This window comes from Corynebacterium doosanense CAU 212 = DSM 45436, from assembly GCF_000767055.1.
Taxonomy (GTDB): domain Bacteria; phylum Actinomycetota; class Actinomycetes; order Mycobacteriales; family Mycobacteriaceae; genus Corynebacterium; species Corynebacterium doosanense.
This window is the reverse complement of sequence record NZ_CP006764.1, coordinates 1,176,029-1,192,291: the sequence shown is the minus strand read 5'-3', so window position 1 is coordinate 1,192,291 and position 16,263 is coordinate 1,176,029. Positions and strand designations below refer to the sequence as shown.

Annotated in this window: 19 protein-coding genes; all 19 read right to left on the bottom strand. The window is 66.2% G+C overall.

All coding sequences use genetic code 11. The features are described from left to right. Positions 1-11: 11 nt before the first annotated feature. Complete coding sequence (locus CDOO_RS05870) at positions 12-842, bottom strand: tetratricopeptide repeat protein (protein ID WP_018022169.1); 831 nt, start codon at positions 840-842, stop codon at positions 12-14. 13 nt (positions 843-855) lie between these two features. Beyond that, positions 856-1,173, bottom strand: coding sequence for a thiamine-binding protein (locus CDOO_RS05865; protein WP_026159399.1), 318 nt, complete (start codon positions 1,171-1,173; stop codon positions 856-858). Positions 1,174-1,183: 10 nt separating this feature from the next. Next, the gene (locus tag CDOO_RS05860; RefSeq protein ID WP_018022171.1) at positions 1,184-1,453 is read right to left on the bottom strand and encodes an LIM domain-containing protein; all 270 of its coding nucleotides are present in this window, start codon (positions 1,451-1,453) and stop codon (positions 1,184-1,186) included. Further along, the gene (gene nucS / locus CDOO_RS05855; RefSeq protein WP_018022172.1) at positions 1,454-2,146 is read right to left on the bottom strand and encodes an endonuclease NucS; all 693 of its coding nucleotides are present in this window, start codon (positions 2,144-2,146) and stop codon (positions 1,454-1,456) included. It lies immediately after the preceding gene. A 10-nt stretch (positions 2,147-2,156) separates the two neighbouring features. Continuing rightward, the gene (locus CDOO_RS05850; RefSeq protein WP_018022173.1) at positions 2,157-2,606 is read right to left on the bottom strand and encodes a DUF2550 domain-containing protein; all 450 of its coding nucleotides are present in this window, start codon (positions 2,604-2,606) and stop codon (positions 2,157-2,159) included. A 119-nt stretch (positions 2,607-2,725) separates the two neighbouring features. Continuing rightward, entirely contained in the window at positions 2,726-3,100 is a 375-nt protein-coding gene (locus tag CDOO_RS05845; RefSeq protein WP_018022174.1) for a F0F1 ATP synthase subunit epsilon, read from the bottom strand. A 12-nt stretch (positions 3,101-3,112) separates the two neighbouring features. Next, positions 3,113-4,558: a F0F1 ATP synthase subunit beta gene (gene atpD, locus CDOO_RS05840; RefSeq protein WP_018022175.1), complete on the bottom strand. Its 1,446-nt coding sequence runs from the start codon at positions 4,556-4,558 to the stop codon at positions 3,113-3,115. Between the two features lie 2 nt (positions 4,559-4,560). Beyond that, positions 4,561-5,535, bottom strand: coding sequence for a F0F1 ATP synthase subunit gamma (locus tag CDOO_RS05835; protein WP_020384633.1), 975 nt, complete (start codon positions 5,533-5,535; stop codon positions 4,561-4,563). 49 nt (positions 5,536-5,584) lie between these two features. Next, a complete protein-coding gene (atpA, locus tag CDOO_RS05830; protein WP_081610362.1) occupies positions 5,585-7,255 on the bottom strand; it encodes a F0F1 ATP synthase subunit alpha in 1,671 nt (556 codons plus the stop codon). Positions 7,256-7,278: 23 nt separating this feature from the next. Beyond that, entirely contained in the window at positions 7,279-8,094 is an 816-nt protein-coding gene (locus CDOO_RS05825; RefSeq protein WP_018022178.1) for a F0F1 ATP synthase subunit delta, read from the bottom strand. Positions 8,095-8,099: 5 nt separating this feature from the next. Further along, a complete protein-coding gene (locus CDOO_RS05820; RefSeq protein WP_018022179.1) occupies positions 8,100-8,678 on the bottom strand; it encodes a F0F1 ATP synthase subunit B in 579 nt (192 codons plus the stop codon). Between the two features lie 64 nt (positions 8,679-8,742). Continuing rightward, positions 8,743-8,985: an ATP synthase F0 subunit C gene (locus CDOO_RS05815; RefSeq protein ID WP_018022180.1), complete on the bottom strand. Its 243-nt coding sequence runs from the start codon at positions 8,983-8,985 to the stop codon at positions 8,743-8,745. Between the two features lie 92 nt (positions 8,986-9,077). Beyond that, a complete protein-coding gene (atpB, locus tag CDOO_RS05810; protein ID WP_026159401.1) occupies positions 9,078-9,875 on the bottom strand; it encodes a F0F1 ATP synthase subunit A in 798 nt (265 codons plus the stop codon). A gap of 352 nt (positions 9,876-10,227) precedes the next feature. Beyond that, positions 10,228-10,647 (bottom strand): Cg1360 family ATP-synthase-associated protein, encoded by a 420-nt coding sequence (locus CDOO_RS05805; RefSeq protein WP_018022182.1) that lies wholly within the window; start codon positions 10,645-10,647, stop codon positions 10,228-10,230. Positions 10,648-10,658: 11 nt separating this feature from the next. After that, positions 10,659-11,801: an MraY family glycosyltransferase gene (locus tag CDOO_RS05800; RefSeq protein ID WP_018022183.1), complete on the bottom strand. Its 1,143-nt coding sequence runs from the start codon at positions 11,799-11,801 to the stop codon at positions 10,659-10,661. Next, positions 11,802-12,452 (bottom strand): L-threonylcarbamoyladenylate synthase, encoded by a 651-nt coding sequence (locus CDOO_RS05795; protein ID WP_018022184.1) that lies wholly within the window; start codon positions 12,450-12,452, stop codon positions 11,802-11,804. A gap of 27 nt (positions 12,453-12,479) precedes the next feature. Then, positions 12,480-13,298 carry a peptide chain release factor N(5)-glutamine methyltransferase gene (gene prmC, locus CDOO_RS05790; RefSeq protein ID WP_018022185.1) on the bottom strand — a complete coding sequence of 273 codons (819 nt, stop codon included), beginning with the start codon at positions 13,296-13,298 and terminating at the stop codon, positions 12,480-12,482. After that, complete coding sequence (prfA, locus tag CDOO_RS05785; protein ID WP_018022186.1) at positions 13,295-14,368, bottom strand: peptide chain release factor 1; 1,074 nt, start codon at positions 14,366-14,368, stop codon at positions 13,295-13,297. Before prfA ends, prmC begins: the two co-directional genes overlap by 4 nt. After that, a complete protein-coding gene (rho, locus tag CDOO_RS05780) occupies positions 14,368-16,206 on the bottom strand; it encodes a transcription termination factor Rho (protein WP_018022187.1) in 1,839 nt (612 codons plus the stop codon). The genes prfA and rho overlap by 1 nt, the downstream gene beginning before the upstream one ends. Positions 16,207-16,263: the final 57 nt, after the last annotated feature.

The window sequence follows — 16,263 nt, the reverse complement described above, 5'->3', positions numbered from 1 at the left end:
CGGGTGCGCTGTCAGTACAGCGCGGAGGCCAGCGCGGTGCGGGCGCTCTTGACCCGGGGGTCGGAGTTCTCGAAGAGCCCGAAGAGCTCGATCAGCCGGGCCTTGGCGGCGTCCCGCTCCTCCCCCGCCGTGGTACGCACGAGGTCGATCAGCCGGGAGAAGGCGGCCTCCGGATCGCCGGAGATGACCTCGCGGTCCGCGGCGGCGAACTCCTCGGGCTGCTCCTGCCCGCTGCGGCGCAGCAGCACGGCGGTCGCGCGGGCCTGGCGGATCTCCGGGTCGTTGCCCTCGGCGAGGATCTCGTCGTAGACCGCGATGGCCCCATCGAAGTCGCCGGCGTTGAGCTTGTCCAGGGCCGCGGTCAGCCGGGGATCCTCGGCGGGTTCGTCCTCGCCCTCCTCCGCGGGCAGGCCCTCGAGCTTGCCCTCGACGGCCTGGAGAATGGCGCCGATCCACTGCTGCAGGTTCTCCCTGGGTTGCCCGCCCTGGAAGTCCGCGAGCGGTCGCCCTCCGGCCAGCGCGATGACACTCGGCAGCGCATGCACGCCGAGGGCCTGGGCGATGGCGGGGCTGCGGTCGGCGTCGACGTATCCCACGAGGAACTGCCGCTGGCCCGCGGAGAGCTCCTGGAAGTCCGCGCGCAGCTGGACGGACTCCGGGGCGCGGTCCGTGCCGATGAGGATGATCACCGGCACCTGCATGGAGCGGCGGGCGAGATCCTCGAGGTTGGCCTCGGTGACCGTGAAGAACGCGGCGGTGTCAGCGCCGGCAGCGGGTTCCGGCTGCGCGGCGAGCTGGCCCAGGTCGAGTGCGCCCGCGGCGAAGCGGTCAGGGGTGGTCATGGTCTGGTCTCCTCTAGTTCTCGGTGCGCTGGGCGTCGAGCGCCTGCTCCAGCGACTCCATCTTCTGGGTGAGCATTCCCGTCCGCCCGGCACGGATGTCCGCCTTGATCACCAGCGACACCCGCGGGGAGACCGCCTCCACGGCCTCGGTGGCGCGCCGGATGACGTCGAAGACCTCGTCCCACTCCCCCTCGATGGTGGTGAACATGGCGGTGGTCTCGTTGGGTAGGCCGGAGTCGCGCACGATCCGCACGGCGCGGGCGACGGCGTCGGCCATCTCGGCGTCTCGGGATTCGGTCACGGTGGGGGCTACGGAGAAGGCGACAATCATGCGGGCCATCTTAACGCCGTTCCCAGCACTGCCGGTGCCAGTGCCTCCGGTATTCGCCGCGGTCCTCGGGCCACGCCACGATGTGCGCCACGCCCGGCGGGATGTTCTGGTGGCAGCTCGGGCAGACGTAGAACTTCTGCGCCGCCGAGGCGCCGATCTGACGCACGAGGTAGGTCTCCCCACCTGGCCCGTCCACGGACCGGGTGCCGAAGAAGGTCGAACCGTCACGCGGCAGGGGTCGCGGCGCGGCGGACGCGTATCGACGATTCTTGCGCGGCATCTAGAACAGCCGCAGCTCGGTGCTCTCGATGCCACGGAGTTCGTCGTAGTCGAGAACCACACACCGGATCCCGCGGTCCTCTGCCAGCGTGCGCGCCTGCGGTTTGATCTGCTGGGCCGCCAGCACGCCGCTCACCGGGGACAGCAGTTCGTCGCGGTTGAGCAGCTCGAGGTAACGGGTCAACTGCTCCACGCCGTCGATGCCGGCGCGGCGTTTGACCTCGATGGCCACGCTGGCGCCGGACTGGTCGCGGGCGAGGATGTCCACCGGCCCGATGGCCGTGGGGAATTCGCGGCGGACGAGGTGGTAGCCGTCGCCCAGCGTGGTGATGTGCTCGGCGAGCAGCTCCTGCAGGTGCGATTCCACCCCGTCCTTGACCAGGCCGGGGTCCTGGCCCAGCTCCACCGAGGTGTCCTGGTGGATCTTCTCCAGAGTGATGCGCAGCTGCTCCCCCTTGGGGTTCTCCACGATCCACAGCTGCTCTCCGGTGTCTTCGCCGTCGATGCTGGTGATGGCCGCCTCGGAGAGGGAGCAGGGAGGGGTCATCCAGTTGAGCGGCTTGTAGGCGCGGTCGTCGGCGTGGATGGAGACGGAGCCGTCCGCCTTGATCAGCAGCAGGCGATCCGCCGAGGGCAGGTGCGCGGAGAGGCGGCCGACGTAGTCGACGGAACAGCGGGCAATGACAAGACGCATGCGAACCACCCTATCGTCTGGGTTTGCGACCGGCCTTCATGAGGAGTGTCTTGTGGTCCGTCCGCTCCAGGCGCGTCGAAGGGGCGGATTCCACCCAGGCGACGATGGCCTTGGCCGCATGATGGGCCATGGCGAACTCGTGCACCCCGCCCGGGTGGGTGATGGCGAGGATGACGTCGTCCTTGTCAATGATCACCGGGTCCTCGTCCCCGCCCATGCGGTGATCGGTCACCGAGGCCTGGCACCGGTCGACGACCAGGTCGGGCTTGGGCGACAGCGAGCGCAGCTTGAAGAACTCCAGGCTGTCCCCCCGGTAACGCACCACCCCGTGCCGCCAGCTCCCCGGAACCTGCCGGAGCAGGGCCGGGGCGCCCTTGGAGCGCACGGTGAGGAAACGCCAGGCGGCCAATGCCAGCAGGATGAGCAGCACGGCCGTCACGATGAGGATGAACACAAGCACGCAGGCGACCTCTCCGTAGGTAATATCACCGCATTCTAGCCACCCGGTGGGGGTCGCACGCAATAAGGCCCGCCACCGGCGATCTCGGTGACGGGCCTTACAGACGTGGAAGGGCGTACTTAACGCCCCCGGGCGCGGCGGACGGCCTTGAGAGCCGACTCCGCGCGAGCCTTCTCCAGCTCGTCCTCGCTGTCGAGGTTGGCCTCAGAATGGGCCTCGTCGACCTCGGACGCCCAGATGGCGTTGTCCGCGAGCACGGTGACCTTCTCCGCGGTGACGGAGAGGAAACCGTCCTGCACGGCGGCAACGAGTTTCTCGCTGCCGTCTGCGGGGGTGATGGTCACGACACCGTTGTTGACCAGCTGGCCAAGCAGCGGCTCGTGGCCGGGCAGCACGCCGATCTCACCCTCGGTGGTCTGAGCCGTGACGGTGCTGGCCTGTCCGGACCAGAGTTCACGGTCAACGGAGACCAACTGCACGGTGATTTCAGCCATGTCCTTCTACCCCTAGCTCTCTTGCAGCTTCTTGTAGCGTGCCTCGACGTCTTCCAGGCCACCCAGGCTGTTGAAGGCCTGCTCCGGGTAGTGGTCGAACTCGCCGTCGCAGATGCGCTCGAAGGCATCGACGGTCTCGGCGACCGGGACGTAGGAGCCGTCCTCGCCGGTGAACTTCTTCGCCACGAAGAAGTTCTGGCCGAGGAACTGCTGGATACGACGGGCGCGCTGGACGGTGAGCTTGTCCTCTTCACCCAGCTCGTCCATGCCCAGGATGGCGATGATGTCCTGCAGTTCCTTGTTCTTCTGCAGAATACCGATGACTCGCTGGGCCACCTCGTAATGCTTCTCGCCGACGATGGCCGGCTCGAGGATACGGGAGGTGGAGGTCAGCGGGTTCACGGCCGGGTAGATGCCCTTCGACGCGATCGAGCGGTCAAGCTCGGTCGTGGCGTCGAGGTGGGCGAACGTCGTGGCCGGGGCCGGGTCGGTGTAGTCGTCGGCGGGCACGTAGACGGCCTGCAGGGACGTGATCGACTTGCCGCGGGTCGAGGTGATGCGCTCCTGGAGCACACCCATCTCGTCCGCCAGCGTCGGCTGGTAACCCACGGCGGAAGGCATACGGCCCAGCAGGGTCGACACCTCGGAGCCCGCCTGGGTGAAGCGGAAGATGTTGTCGATGAACAGCAGAACGTCCTGGTTCTGCTCGTCGCGGAAGTACTCGGCCATGGTCAGGCCGGACAGCGCGACGCGCATACGGACCCCCGGCGGCTCATCCATCTGGCCGAACACCAGGGCGGTGTCGGGCAGAACACCCATCTCATCCATTTCCAGGAAGAGGTCGGTGCCCTCACGGGTGCGCTCGCCGACGCCGGCGAACACGGAGGTACCGGAGAACTCGCGGGCGATACGGGTGATCATCTCCTGGATGAGCACCGTCTTACCCACACCGGCGCCGCCGAACAGGCCGATCTTGCCGCCCTTGACGTAGGGGGTGAGCAGGTCGATGACCTTGATGCCCGTCTCCAGGACCTCGGTCTTACCCTCGAGCTCGGAGAACGGCGGGGGGTCGCGGTGGATGCCCCAGTGCTCGGCGTCCTTGCCGAGGCCCGGCTCGTCGAGGCAGTCGCCGAGGGCGTTGAACACGTGGCCCTTGACGATGTCGCCGACGGGAACCGAGATCGGACGCGTGGTGTCGACCACCTCGGCACCGCGGACGAGACCGTCCGTCGGGGCCATGGCGATGGTCCGGATCATGTTGTCACCGAGGAACTGGGCGACCTCGAGCACGATAGTCTTGGCGACGGTCTCGAGGGTCACCTCGACCTCGAGGGCGTTGTACAGGGCCGGAAGCTCGCCGCGCGGGAATTCCACGTCGACGACGGCACCGGTGACGCGCACGACGCGGCCGGTGGTACCCGACTCCGTCTTGTTGCGCTCATTCAGAGCAGTAGTCATAGTTAGTCTCTTTCTCCGCTATCGGACAGCGCGTTGGCGCCACCGATGATCTCTGTGATTTCGTTCGTGATCTGTGCCTGGCGGGCCTGGTTGGCCAGCCTGGTGAGGTCTTTGACGATCTCGCCCGCATTGTCCGTGGCGGCCTTCATGGCCGTACGGCGTGCGGCGGACTCGCTGGCAGCCGACTCGAGGAAGATCGAGTACAGCACGCGCGAGACGTACTGCGGCATGAGCGCCTTGAGCAGGGTGTCGGCATCGGGTTCGAAGTCGACGTCCGGGGTGATCTCCCCCGTGCTCTGGGTCACGGAGGTCACCTCGTACTCCTCATCCTCGAACACGGTCTTCACCGGCAGAAGCTGCTGCACGCGTGCGCGCTGCGACAGCATCGAGATGAATTCCGTGTAGATGACGTGGACCTGGTCGAAACCGGGCACGGGCTGGCCCTCCGGGGCGTTGATACCCGGACGCCACTTGGCCTCGCCCTCTCCCCCGGCCTCGAAGCCGCGGATGAGGTGGTTGCGGGCGTCGTGGGTGATGTCCCACTCCGGCTTCTCGGAGAACCCGGTCCACTGTCCCGCGATCTCCAGATCGCGGAACGAGTAGAACTCGATTCCCTTCTTGCCGGTGACGAAGCGAACAACGTCAAGCCCCTGCTCGCGGAGCATTTCCTCGACCTCGCCGGCCTTCTTCAGCACGTTGTGGTTGTAGCCACCGCACATGCCGCGGTCGGAGGTGACCACCAGGATGGCGGCCCGGGTCGGGTTCTCCCGCTCCCTCAGCAGAGGGTGGTCGAGAGACGTCGCCGCGGCCACGCGTGCCACGACCTCGGTGAGCTCGGTGGCGTACGGCGCGGCGGCCGACACACGCTGCTGCGCCTTGGTGATCTGCGAGGTGGCGATGAGCTCCTGCGCCTTGGTGATCTTCTTGGTCGAGTTCACGGACCTGATGCGGTCACGTGTTTCGCGAAGTGTTGCCATAATTCACTGTCCTCCCTTCTTCAGACTCGTGGACGGTAGTAGCTACCGACTAGTCCTTCTTGCTGGTCTTGCGGGAGACAGAGAGCTCGGTGCGGTTCACTTCGTCCTGGGAGGCGGCGTTGTTGTTGAACAGGCTGCCCCCTTCGGAGGTGGTGAACGACTTCGCGAAATCCTCGTTGCCCTTGCGGATAGCGTCCTTGGACTCGTCGGAGAGTGCCTGGCCGCCGGCGATCTGCTCGTAGATGCCCGGCGAGGTGGCACGGAGGTGCTCCTGTACCTCGGCCTCATATCGACGAACGTCCTCAACCGGAACAATATCGAAGCCGCCCTCTTCCGCGAGGAAGATGGAGATCATCTGGTACTCGACCGGCTGCGGCGAGTTCTCGTTCTGCTTGAGCAGCTCCATGAGGCGCTCGCCACGGCTCAGCTGGCGCTTGGACACGGGGTCCAGGTCAGAGGCGAAGGTCGCGAAGGACTCCAGGTCGCGGTAGGACGCGAGGGAGAGTCGCAGGTTACCGGCGACCTTCTTCATGCCCTTGGTCTGCGCTGCGCCACCGACGCGGGAGACGGACACGCCCACGTCGATAGCCGGGCGCTGGCCCTGGTTGAACAGGTCAGACTGCAGGAAGCACTGGCCGTCGGTGATGGAGATGACGTTGGTGGGGATGAACGCACCCACGTCGTTGCCCTTGGTCTCGATGATCGGCAGGGCCGTCAGCGAGCCGGCGCCGAGCTCGTCGTTGAGCTTGGCGGCGCGCTCCAGCAGGCGGGAGTGCAGGTAGAACACGTCGCCCGGGTAGGCCTCGCGGCCCGGCGGGCGGCGCAGCAGCAGGGAGATGGCGCGGTAGGCCTCGGCCTGCTTGGTGAGATCATCGTAGATGACCAGGACGTGCTTGCCCTGGTACATCCAGTGCTGGCCGAGAGCGGCACCGGCGAACGGTGCGAGCCACTTGAAGCCGGCGGAGTCGGAGGCGGGAGCAGCCACGATGGTGGTGTACTCCAGGGCGCCGTGCTCCTCGAGGGTCCGGCGGACGCCGGCGATGGTGGAGCCCTTCTGGCCGATGGCGACGTAGATGCAACGCACCTGCTTGTTCACGTCGCCGGACTGCCAGGCCTCGCGCTGGTTGAGGATGGTGTCCACACACACGGCGGTCTTGCCGGTCTTGCGGTCACCGATGATCAGCTGGCGCTGGCCGCGGCCGATCGGCGTCATGGCGTCGATGGCCTTGATGCCGGTCTGCATCGGCTCCTCGACGGGCTGGCGATCGAGCACACCGGCGGCCTGGAGTTCCAGGGCACGCTCTTCGGTGGACTCGATGGCGCCGAGGCCGTCGATCGGCTGACCCAGCGGGTTGATGACGCGGCCGAGGAAGTCCTCGCCCACGGGAATGGAGAGAACCTCTCCGGTTCTCTTTACTTCCTGGCCTTCGGTGATGCTCTCGAAGTTGCCCAGGATAACGGTGCCGATGGTATCCGTGTCAAGGTTCTGAGCGACGCCGATGACGCCGTTCGGAAACTCGAGCAGCTCGTTCGACATAGCGGAAGGAAGGCCCGAAACCTGGGCAATACCGTCCGCTGCCGAAATAACCACGCCGACCTCCTCACGGGAGGCCTCCGCGGAGTAGCTCGAGGTGTAGTTCGCAATCGCGCTACGGATCTCATCGGAGGAGATCGTCAGCTCCGCCATGTTGTTCCTGCTCTCGGTTTGTTGTTCCAGCATTAATGTTCAGTCCAAAGGTCGTCTCAGGCGAGCGCGGCGCGCATGCGGTCAAGCTTGTTCCGGGTGGAACCGTCGATGACCTCATCGCCCACGCGAATGACTGCCCCACCGAGAAGGCTGGGGTCAACCTCGGTATGGACGGTCATCTCGCGACCGTAAATCTTGCCCAGCTTCTCGGCGAGCTTCGCCTGCTGGTCCTCGTTCAGTTCTGCGGCGGTGACGACCCGGGCGACGCTCCGGCCACGCAGCTGCGCCGCCTGGGAGGAGATCCCCGAGATGTCGTCGATGGGGTTGTTCTCGGGACGGCCGATCGCCTGCAGCGCGAGCGCCTCGGTGAACATGGTGACCTTCCCGTACAGCACGCTGGCCAGAAGCCCACGCCGCTGGCTCGAGGCCGCGTTCCGGTCAGAGAGCAGCTGCGTGAGCTTGCCCTCGCGAACGAGGGTGCGGGAGACCTCGAAGAGTTCCTCCTCGACCTGCACGAGCTGACCCTGGGACTCGGCGCCGCGCAGGAGAGCGCGCCGACCGAGCGTGATCAGCCCGTTCCGGAGGTCGCGCGGGGTCGACCAGTTGGTCGCCGCGGCCTCCTTGAGAACCGACAAGGTGGGTTCGGCGATCTTGCCGCCGAAAAGCTTGTCGACGATGCCCGCACGCTGGCTCGCATCAACCGACGAATCGGCGATGGCGACACGCAGTGAGCGCTCGTTGTCGAGGATGTCCACGACCTCGAAGAGCTCCATGCCGGTCTGGGCGGCGACGGTGACGGAGTTGTCCGCCTGGATCGTGCGGTCCAGGAAGTCGCCTACCCGGGTGAGTGCCTCGCGGCTTGCTGCGTGCATGTCGCTCACTTTCCGGCCGGGGCCACAGAGTCGACCTTGTCCAGCTCGGACAGGAAGTTGTCGATCGTCCCGGAACGCCTGGTGGAGTCCGAGAGTTCAGCGCCGAGAAGCTTCTCGGCGATGTTGATCGAGTTCTGTCCGAGCTCGGAACGCAGCTCACCGACGACGCGGTCGCGGGATGCGGAGAGCTGGCGCTCACCGGACTCGATGATGCGCTTCTGCTCCGCCTCACCGGCCAGTCGGTGCTCTGCCTCGATCTGCTTGCCCTTCTCACGGGCCTGTTCGCGGATCTCGGCTGCCTCGGTGCGAGCCTCGGCGAGCTGTGCGTTGTACTTCTCAAGTGCGGCCTTGGCCTCGGCCTGTGCGGCCTCTGCTCGTTGGATGCCACCCTTGATCCGGTCCTCACGCTCAGTCAGGACCTCCTGGAACCTCGGAAGAATGAACTTCCAGAAGACAAACAGGATGACCAGGAACGGAATGAGGGACCAGACGATGTCGTACGTCTTGGGCAGGAGGATGGAGTTTCCGCCCTCCAGGGGCAGTTGCTCAGCCTCAGCCGCAAGCAAATGAATGACGTTCGTCATGATTCTCCAGTTTCATTCGAGGGCCGCGGAGTCGCGACCCTCAGGGTTTGGTTCCGCTCGAGGATTAGAACAGGAAGCCGGCGACGAGGCCGATGAGGGCGAGGGCCTCAACGAAGGCGATACCCAGGAACATGGTGGTACGCAGCTGGCCGGCCATCTCGGGCTGGCGAGCCATGCCCTCGACGGTCTTGCCGACCAGGATGCCGATGCCCAGGCCCGGGCCGATGGTGGCGATGCCGTAGCCGATGGCGCCCAGACCGGAGATGGTGGATTCGTCTGCGGCCTGAGCCAGGATGATCTCGTTCATGAAGGTGTGTCCCTTTCTAGGTGCCCGGTGGTGGGCGATGTGATGATGTGGGGTTTTCTATTTATGTGACCGCGAGGTCCGCGTGCTCTGCGTCAGTGCGAGTCCGCGTGCAACGACAATTCGATGTACACCGCGACCAGCAGGGCAAAGATGTATGCCTGCAGGAAGATGATGATGCACTCGTAGACGGTGAACAGGATCGCGGCGAGCGAGGTGACGCCCGCCATTGCGGTCCAGCCGTTGAGCTGCCAGAAGAAGAAGTTCGTGGCAGAAAAGAGCAGAACCAGAATGATGTGGCCAGCCAGGAAGTTCGCCATGAGACGAAGAGCCAGGGTGACCGGACGCAGGATGAACGTCGAGAAGAACTCGATCGGCACGACAAGAAAGTGCAGTGCCGGGGGGAGATTCGGAATCACGATGGAGGACTTCACGTACTTGCCGAAGCCGTAACGCTTCGACCCCGCGTAGATCATGGCGATGTATCCCGCGATCGCGAGCACGATCGGCATGCCGATACGTGCGTTGGGCGAGATGTTCAGGCCAGGAATGATCGTCGGAATGTTCATGAACAGGACGGTGAAGAAGATGGTGGCCAGGATCGGAAGAAACCGGCGCCCCTCCTTCTTGCCCAGGATGTCCTCCGCGATGTTCACGCGGACGAAGTCCAGCGCGATCTCGACGACGTTCTGCAGGCCGGACGGAACCACCTTGGGGTTCCGGAAGGCCAGTGCGAAGATGATCAGCAGCACGGCCGCCATGAGCAGGCGGACGAGCATGAGGCGATCAAGTTGGAACCACCCGTTGGCAAAATCATGCAACAGGAAGTGCCCATAGTATTCCCCGGGAAAAAATTCTGGGTCCAGTTCGGGTGCGTGGAATTCGCCCCTCATGGCCATAGTGGTAACGCTCAGCGTTCTCTCCCGTTCTCGGGCCGACAGGGCGAGTGCCCTGCTCGGTGCGATGGACGTCTTAAAACTCACTGCCACCGTCGCGGACTCCGTCGCACATCAGCGACGACGGTGACAAGGGAATCCACAGCAACCTAAGGCCGCGGTAACCCGGGTAAGAGCCTATCAGTCCCACGCGCCCAGTTAGTGCCACGGGTGTAATTGTCCCGGGACGCGCCCGCAGAAAAGGCGTCCCCCAGCAGGGACGCCCGATGATTAACGCTGGTGACAGGTGGTTGTTAGGTAGGTCACCTACCCCCTAATTAGGGGAATTGCCCGGGACAACCGGTCACCGTCAGCTGGTGAACGTGACGTTCGTGGTGACGATCCCCCACACCTCGGTGGCCAGCACCGTGACGAGCGCGAGAATGACGGTGACCACGAAGGCCGTGCGGTCGTAGAAGGTGAGGCCGTCGAGAAGGAAAAAGACGATGATGAAGACGACGATCTTCACCAGCCAGCTCCCCAGGATCACGGCCATCGATGTCGTCGGGTCCGAGTGGGCCGTCAACCGGACGCTGAGCACCGTCAGCAGCACGAAACTGCCACCCACGGCGGCTCCGAGCAGCACCCCCCAGATGCCGGGCAGCTCTCGCTGCCAGCCCCACAACGCGAGGGACACCACGGTGATCACCGCGAGTGCTCCCGTGCCGTACTTCAGCGCGCGGTTGAGCGGGCGGGTGTGGTCCTCGTATTCAGAGTATTCGGAAGTCACGAGCGGGAAGCCTACCGCAGGGCGGAAACGGAACCGCGCCTGGCCAGCGGGACCACCGTCACCACGGCGGCGAGGGCGATCGCCCCGACCGCCAGTGGCGTGGCCAGGTGCGCCGGGATCACGGAGAAGCTCACCGCGCCGAACGCCACGGCCGAGACCCACAGGTAGAGCACCAGCACGGTGCGCCGATGGGTGTGGCCGAGCGCGAGCAGCCGGTGGTGGATGTGCAGGCGGTCCGCCTGGAACGGGCTCTGGCCCTTGGACACCCGGCGGAAGACCGCGAGCAGCAGATCCAGCACCGGGACAAACACCGCGGCGATGACCACGATGATGGGGCTGAGCAGCGCGATCATGTCGGCGGTGCCGTAGAGGGACATGTTGATCTTGCCCGACGCCGAGGTCGCCGACGCGGCCAGCAGCAGCCCGATGAGCATGGAGCCGGAATCCCCCATGAAGATGCGCGAGGGTTCGAAGTTGTGCGGCAGGAAGCCGGCGCACATGCCCACCAGGCCGGCGGCGATAATGGCCGGCGGGTACGCGCTGACGGCCCCGCCCTGGTCGTGCAGGACAGTGAGTGAGAACACGAGGATCGCCCCGCCGGCGATCATCCCCAGGCCTGCGGCCAGGCCGTCGAGGCCGTCGACAAAGTTTATGGCGTTCATGAGCAGCACGGCGAAGACGGTGGTGACGATGGTCGACCACACCTGGTCCAGCACCAGGGTGGTGCCCTCCCCGAGGGGGACGTAGAGCAGTGTCCACGAGAGCCCCAGCAGGCTCATCACGAGCGCGGCGACGATCTGCCCGGTGAGCTTCACCACCGCGCCGAGCTCGATGAGGTCGTCGATGACCCCCACAAAGACAATCGCCGCGGCGGCCCAGAGCACGGCCGTCATCTCCGGGGTGACCGGCATGAAACCCCGGGTCAGCGCCGGAAGCTGGGAGGCCAGCAGCACGGCCGAGAGGAATCCGGCGAACATCGCCAGGCCTCCCAGCCGCGGGGTCGGCTGCGTGTGCACGTCCCGCAGCCGGATCTCCGCGACCTTCCCCGACCGCACCGCCGCGGACCTGACCATCCCGGTGACGAGATAGGTGATCGCGGCGGCGACGAGGATGGTGAGCAGCAGCTCCCGCAGGGGCAGCCCGACGGCGGCCATCTACCGCAGTTCCTGCGGATCGATCCCGAGGACCTCCCCGATACGCTCGGCGCTCAGCGCGCCCTCCCGCAGCAGTTTCGGGGTGCGTCCCGAGATGTCGATGATCGAGGAGGGCTCCCCGACGCTGGCCTCTCCCCCGTCGAGGTACACGGACACGGCTCGGCCAAGCTGGTCCCTCGCCTCGGTGACGGTCGTCGGAGCGGGCTGGCCGGAGATGTTGGCCGAGGACACGGCCATCGGCCCCACCTGGCGCAGCAGTTCGATGGCCACGGGCTGCAGCGGCATGCGCAGCATGACCGTGCCCCGGGTGTCCCCCAGGTTCCACGGCAGCGACGGCGCCTCGGGGACGACGATGGAGAGCCCGCCGGGCCAGAAGGCCTCCACGAGTGTCTGCGCGGTCGGCGTGAACTCGCGCACCAGGCCCTGGATGGTGTCCCAGGAGCCCACGAGCACCGGGACCGGCATGTCGCGGCCGCGCTGTTTGGTGGCCAGGAGGTTAGCGACGGCGTCGTTGTCGAAGGCGTCGCAACCCAGGCCGTACACCGTGTCGGTGGGCAGGACGACGAGTCGACCCGCCTTCACCGCGTCGGTGGCCTGGCGCAGCCCGGCCTCGCGGCCCTGGGCTTCGGCGCAGGAGTAGATCTTGCTCACTGGCTCATCCTTTACTCGTTGTTTCTCTCATGTCACCTTACGTGCGGTGACAAACCGGGCACGGCCACTGAGGTCGCGCAGGGGCGCCACATCCGTGAATCCCGCGTCCCGCAACGTGGCCTGGACCGCGTCGGAGGTGGTGTCGTCGTGTTCGATGCCGACGAGGCCACCCGGCTTGAGTAGCCGGTAAATCAAGGGTGTCATCTTGACTATGACCTCCATCCCGTCCTGCCCGGCAAAAACCGCCACGTGCGGGTCCGCGTAGACCTCGGGCTGCAGGCCCGCGTCCTCGGGGACGTAGGGCGGGTTGCTCACCACCAGATCCACCGTGCCGGCGAGCTCGGGAAGAATCGCCTCGGTGACATCTCCCTGCACAACAGTCACGGCAGGCGCATTGCGCCTCGCGTAGTCAAGAGCAGGGGCTTGCTTCTCGACGCCCGTCACCCGGGCCGCCGGAACCAGCGAGGCGATGTACTGGGCTATCGCTCCACTGCCGGTGCAGAGATCGACGACCACCGGGGAGGCGGCGTCGATAAGCGATAATTTTTTCACCGCCCAGTCCGCCAGCACCTCGGTCTCCGGCCGCGGGATGAACACCCCGGGGCCGACCGCGATGTCGAGGTGGCCGAAGGGGGCCGTGCCGAGCACGTGCTGCAGGGGCTCGCGGGCCTCGCGGCGGGCGAGCAGATCCCAGAAGCCTGCGGGAACGTCGCCGCGCAGGTCGAGGCCCAGCGGGCCGGTGCCGGCCAGGTGCGCGGCGATGAGCCGGGCGTCGACATCCGGGGAGTCGACGCCGGCCGCGGCGAGCCGGGCTGCGGCGTCGGCGAGTGCCTGGCGCAGCATCATTCGGACTCGAGGCGCTCCGCGCGTTCGGCCGCACGCAGCGCCGTGAGCAGTTCGTCCATCTGGCCGTTGAGCACGGCGTCGAGATTGTTGGACTTGTAGTTGATGCGGTGGTCGGAGATGCGGTTCTCCGGCCAGTTGTAGGTGCGGATGCGCTCGGAGCGGTCCATAGTGCGCACCTGGGCTGCGCGGCCCTCGGCCGCCTCCGCGTCCACCTTGTCGCGCTCCATCTGGTCCAACCGCGCCTGCAGCACCTGCATGGCACGCGCCTTGTTCTGGATCTGCGAGCGTTCGTTCTGGCAGGTCACCACCAGGCCCGTGGGCAGGTGGGTCAGGCGCACCGCGGAGTCCGTGGTGTTCACGCCCTGGCCGCCCTTGCCGGAGGAACGGTAGACGTCGACGCGGATGTCCTTCTCGTCGATGTCCACACTCTCCAGCTCGTCCGGCTCGGGGAAGACAAATACGCCGGCGGCCGAGGTCTGGATGCGTCCCTGCGACTCCGTCACGGGAACACGCTGGACCCGGTGCACGCCGCCCTCGAACTTGAACACGCTCCAGGCGCCGTCGCGGGACGGGGTCTTCGACTTGATGGACACGGTCATGTCCTTCACGCCGCCGAGATCGGACTCCGCGGCGTCGAGCACGTTCCAGGTGAAGCCGTTCTTCTCCACGAAACGCTGGTACATCCGGGCGAGATCGCCGGCGAACAGCGCGGCCTCCTCGCCGCCCGCACCGGCCTTGATCTCCATGATGATGTCCTCGCTGTCCTGCTCGTCGCGGGGGGCGAGCAGATCGGCGAGCTTCTCCTCCAGGTCCACGACCTCGACCTCGAGGCGCTTGGCCTCTTCGGCGAACTCGTAGTCCTCGTAGGCCATCTCGCGGGCGGCCTCGAGGTCACCGCGCGCCGTCTCCAGCGCGGCGTTGGCGTTGATGATCGGCTGCAGCTCCGCGTAGCGCTTGGAGAGCTTGCGGAACAGCGTCTGGTCGCCCGTGGTCTCCGGGTCGGCCATCTGGGCCTCGATGCCCTGGTACTCGGAGACGACGTCGTCGACGAGGGAAACGTCCTTGGCCATTAGCTGTACTCCTCGGTGTCCTCGTCGGCGGCCATCGGCGCGCTGGAGGCGACCTGCATGAGGAATTCACCGTTGGTCTTGGTCTTCTTCAGCTGCTTGATCAGTAGGTCGATAGCCTGCTGCGAGTCCAGCGCAGCGAGGATGCGGCGCAGCTTGTGCATGATGCGCGCCTCCTCCGGGACGATCAGCAGCTCGTCCTTACGGGTGCCCGACGGATTGACGTCGACGGCCGGGAAGACACGGCGCTCGGAGATCTTGCGGTCGAGCTTGAGCTCGGCGTTGCCGGTGCCCTTGAACTCCTCGAAGATGACCGTGTCGCCGGCGGAACCCGTCTCCACCATTGCCGTGGCGATGATGGTCAGCGAACCACCGTTCTCGATGTTGCGCGCGGCGCCGAGGAAACGTTTCGGCGGGTAGAGCGCGTTGGAGTCCACGCCACCGGAGAGGATGCGGCCGGACGCGGGCGAGGAGTTGTTGTACGCGCGGCCCAGGCGGGTGATGGAGTCGAGCAAGACGACAACGTCCTTGCCCATCTCCACCAGACGCTTGGCTCGCTCGATGGCCAACTCCGCGACGGCGGTGTGCTCGGACGGCGGGCGGTCGAACGTCGAGGCGATGACCTCGCCGTTGACGGAACGCTGCATGTCCGTGACCTCCTCGGGACGCTCGTCGACGAGCACGACCATGAGGTGGCATTCCGGGTTGTTGCGGGAGATCGCGTTGGCGATGTTCTGCATGATCGTCGTCTTACCGGCCTTCGGCGGGGAGACGATGAGCGCGCGCTGGCCCTTGCCGATGGGCATGACCAGGTCGATGACACGCGTGGTGAGGATGTTCGGCTCCGTCTCCAGGCGCAGGCGCTGGTTCGGATACAGCGGAGTGAGTTTGTGGAACTCCGGTCGACGCCTGGACTCCTCCGGGTTCATGCCGTTGATCGTGTCCACCCGGGTCAGCGCGTTGTACTTCTTGCGGTTGCGGCCGTTGCCGTGGGTCTGGGCGCCACCGTTCATCTTCACCTGGCCGGTGATGGCGTCACCGGAGCGCAGGTCGTAGCGCTTGACCAGGTTGTTGTTGACAAACAGGTCCGCCTGGCCGGCCTTGTAACCGGTCGTGCGCAGGAACGCGGCGTTGGCGTCGACCACGTCGAGGATGCCGGCGACGTCCTGGAGCTGGTCGTTCTGGTCGGCGTGCTGCTGCTGACCCTGGTTCTGGTTCTGGTGGTGGTTCTGGTTCTGTCCCTGGTTCTGGTTGTCGCCCTGGCCGTCACCACCGCGATTTCGCCGGTTGCGGCGGTTGCGTCGCCCGCGGCGCCCACCGCCACCCTGCTCGTCGTCGTCACCCTGGCGATTCTGCTGGTGGTTACGGTTGTTGCTGGTGCGGTCCCGGTCCCTGTCGCGGTCCCGGTTGTCCGAACCCTGGTCCTGGTTCTGGTTCTGCTGCTGCTGCTCAGAATCCTGGCCCCGATCCTGGTCCTGATCCCGACGTCCCTCGCCGTCCTCGTTCTGGCGGGCGCGGTTGCGCCGGGCGCGACGTGCCTGCGAGCGGGACTCGACATAACGCTCGTCGTTGTCCTCCGAGGTGGAGGGGCGGTTCTCCTGACCGGAGGGCTGTTCCGGCGCCCGCTCGGCGGAGCGCTCTGCGGGACGCTCATCCTCGGCGGCCGCGGCGGCCGCCGCAGCGGCCTCCCGGGCCTTGGCGGGGACGGATCCGGTCTGGATGGCGGTGATCAGCTCGCCCTTGCGCAGGGCGGAGACCCCCTTGAGACCTTTCTCCGCTGCAAGCTTGCGCAGTTCCGGCAGCTTGAGGGTGCTCAGGTCCCTGTTGTCCGTTTCGCTCACGGATTTCCTTTCGTTGCTTCGCCGCCGGCGATGGGTGTCAGCACAGCTCGACACGGC

Excerpts from the sequence above, each read along its gene's own strand:
- CDOO_RS05845 (WP_018022174.1), bottom strand. The coding sequence starts at position 3,100 with ATGGCTGAAATCACCGTGCAGTTGGTCTCCGTTGACCGTGAACTCTGG.
- CDOO_RS05835 (WP_020384633.1), bottom strand. The coding sequence starts at position 5,535 with ATGGCAACACTTCGCGAAACACGTGACCGCATCAGGTCCGTGAACTCG.
- prmC (WP_018022185.1), bottom strand. The coding sequence starts at position 13,298 with ATGATGCTGCGCCAGGCACTCGCCGACGCCGCAGCCCGGCTCGCCGCG.
- CDOO_RS05800 (WP_018022183.1), bottom strand. The coding sequence starts at position 11,801 with ATGGCCGCCGTCGGGCTGCCCCTGCGGGAGCTGCTGCTCACCATCCTC.
- CDOO_RS05820 (WP_018022179.1), bottom strand. The coding sequence starts at position 8,678 with ATGACGAACGTCATTCATTTGCTTGCGGCTGAGGCTGAGCAACTGCCC.
- nucS (WP_018022172.1), bottom strand. The coding sequence starts at position 2,146 with ATGCGTCTTGTCATTGCCCGCTGTTCCGTCGACTACGTCGGCCGCCTC.
- atpD (WP_018022175.1), bottom strand. The coding sequence starts at position 4,558 with ATGACTACTGCTCTGAATGAGCGCAACAAGACGGAGTCGGGTACCACC.
- CDOO_RS05815 (WP_018022180.1), bottom strand. The coding sequence starts at position 8,985 with ATGAACGAGATCATCCTGGCTCAGGCCGCAGACGAATCCACCATCTCC.
- CDOO_RS05870 (WP_018022169.1), bottom strand. The coding sequence starts at position 842 with ATGACCACCCCTGACCGCTTCGCCGCGGGCGCACTCGACCTGGGCCAG.
- CDOO_RS05825 (WP_018022178.1), bottom strand. The coding sequence starts at position 8,094 with ATGCACGCAGCAAGCCGCGAGGCACTCACCCGGGTAGGCGACTTCCTG.
- CDOO_RS05865 (WP_026159399.1), bottom strand. The coding sequence starts at position 1,173 with ATGATTGTCGCCTTCTCCGTAGCCCCCACCGTGACCGAATCCCGAGAC.
- atpB (WP_026159401.1), bottom strand. The coding sequence starts at position 9,875 with ATGAGGGGCGAATTCCACGCACCCGAACTGGACCCAGAATTTTTTCCC.
- atpA (WP_081610362.1), bottom strand. The coding sequence starts at position 7,255 with ATGCTGGAACAACAAACCGAGAGCAGGAACAACATGGCGGAGCTGACG.
- CDOO_RS05860 (WP_018022171.1), bottom strand. The coding sequence starts at position 1,453 with ATGCCGCGCAAGAATCGTCGATACGCGTCCGCCGCGCCGCGACCCCTG.
- prfA (WP_018022186.1), bottom strand. The coding sequence starts at position 14,368 with ATGGCCAAGGACGTTTCCCTCGTCGACGACGTCGTCTCCGAGTACCAG.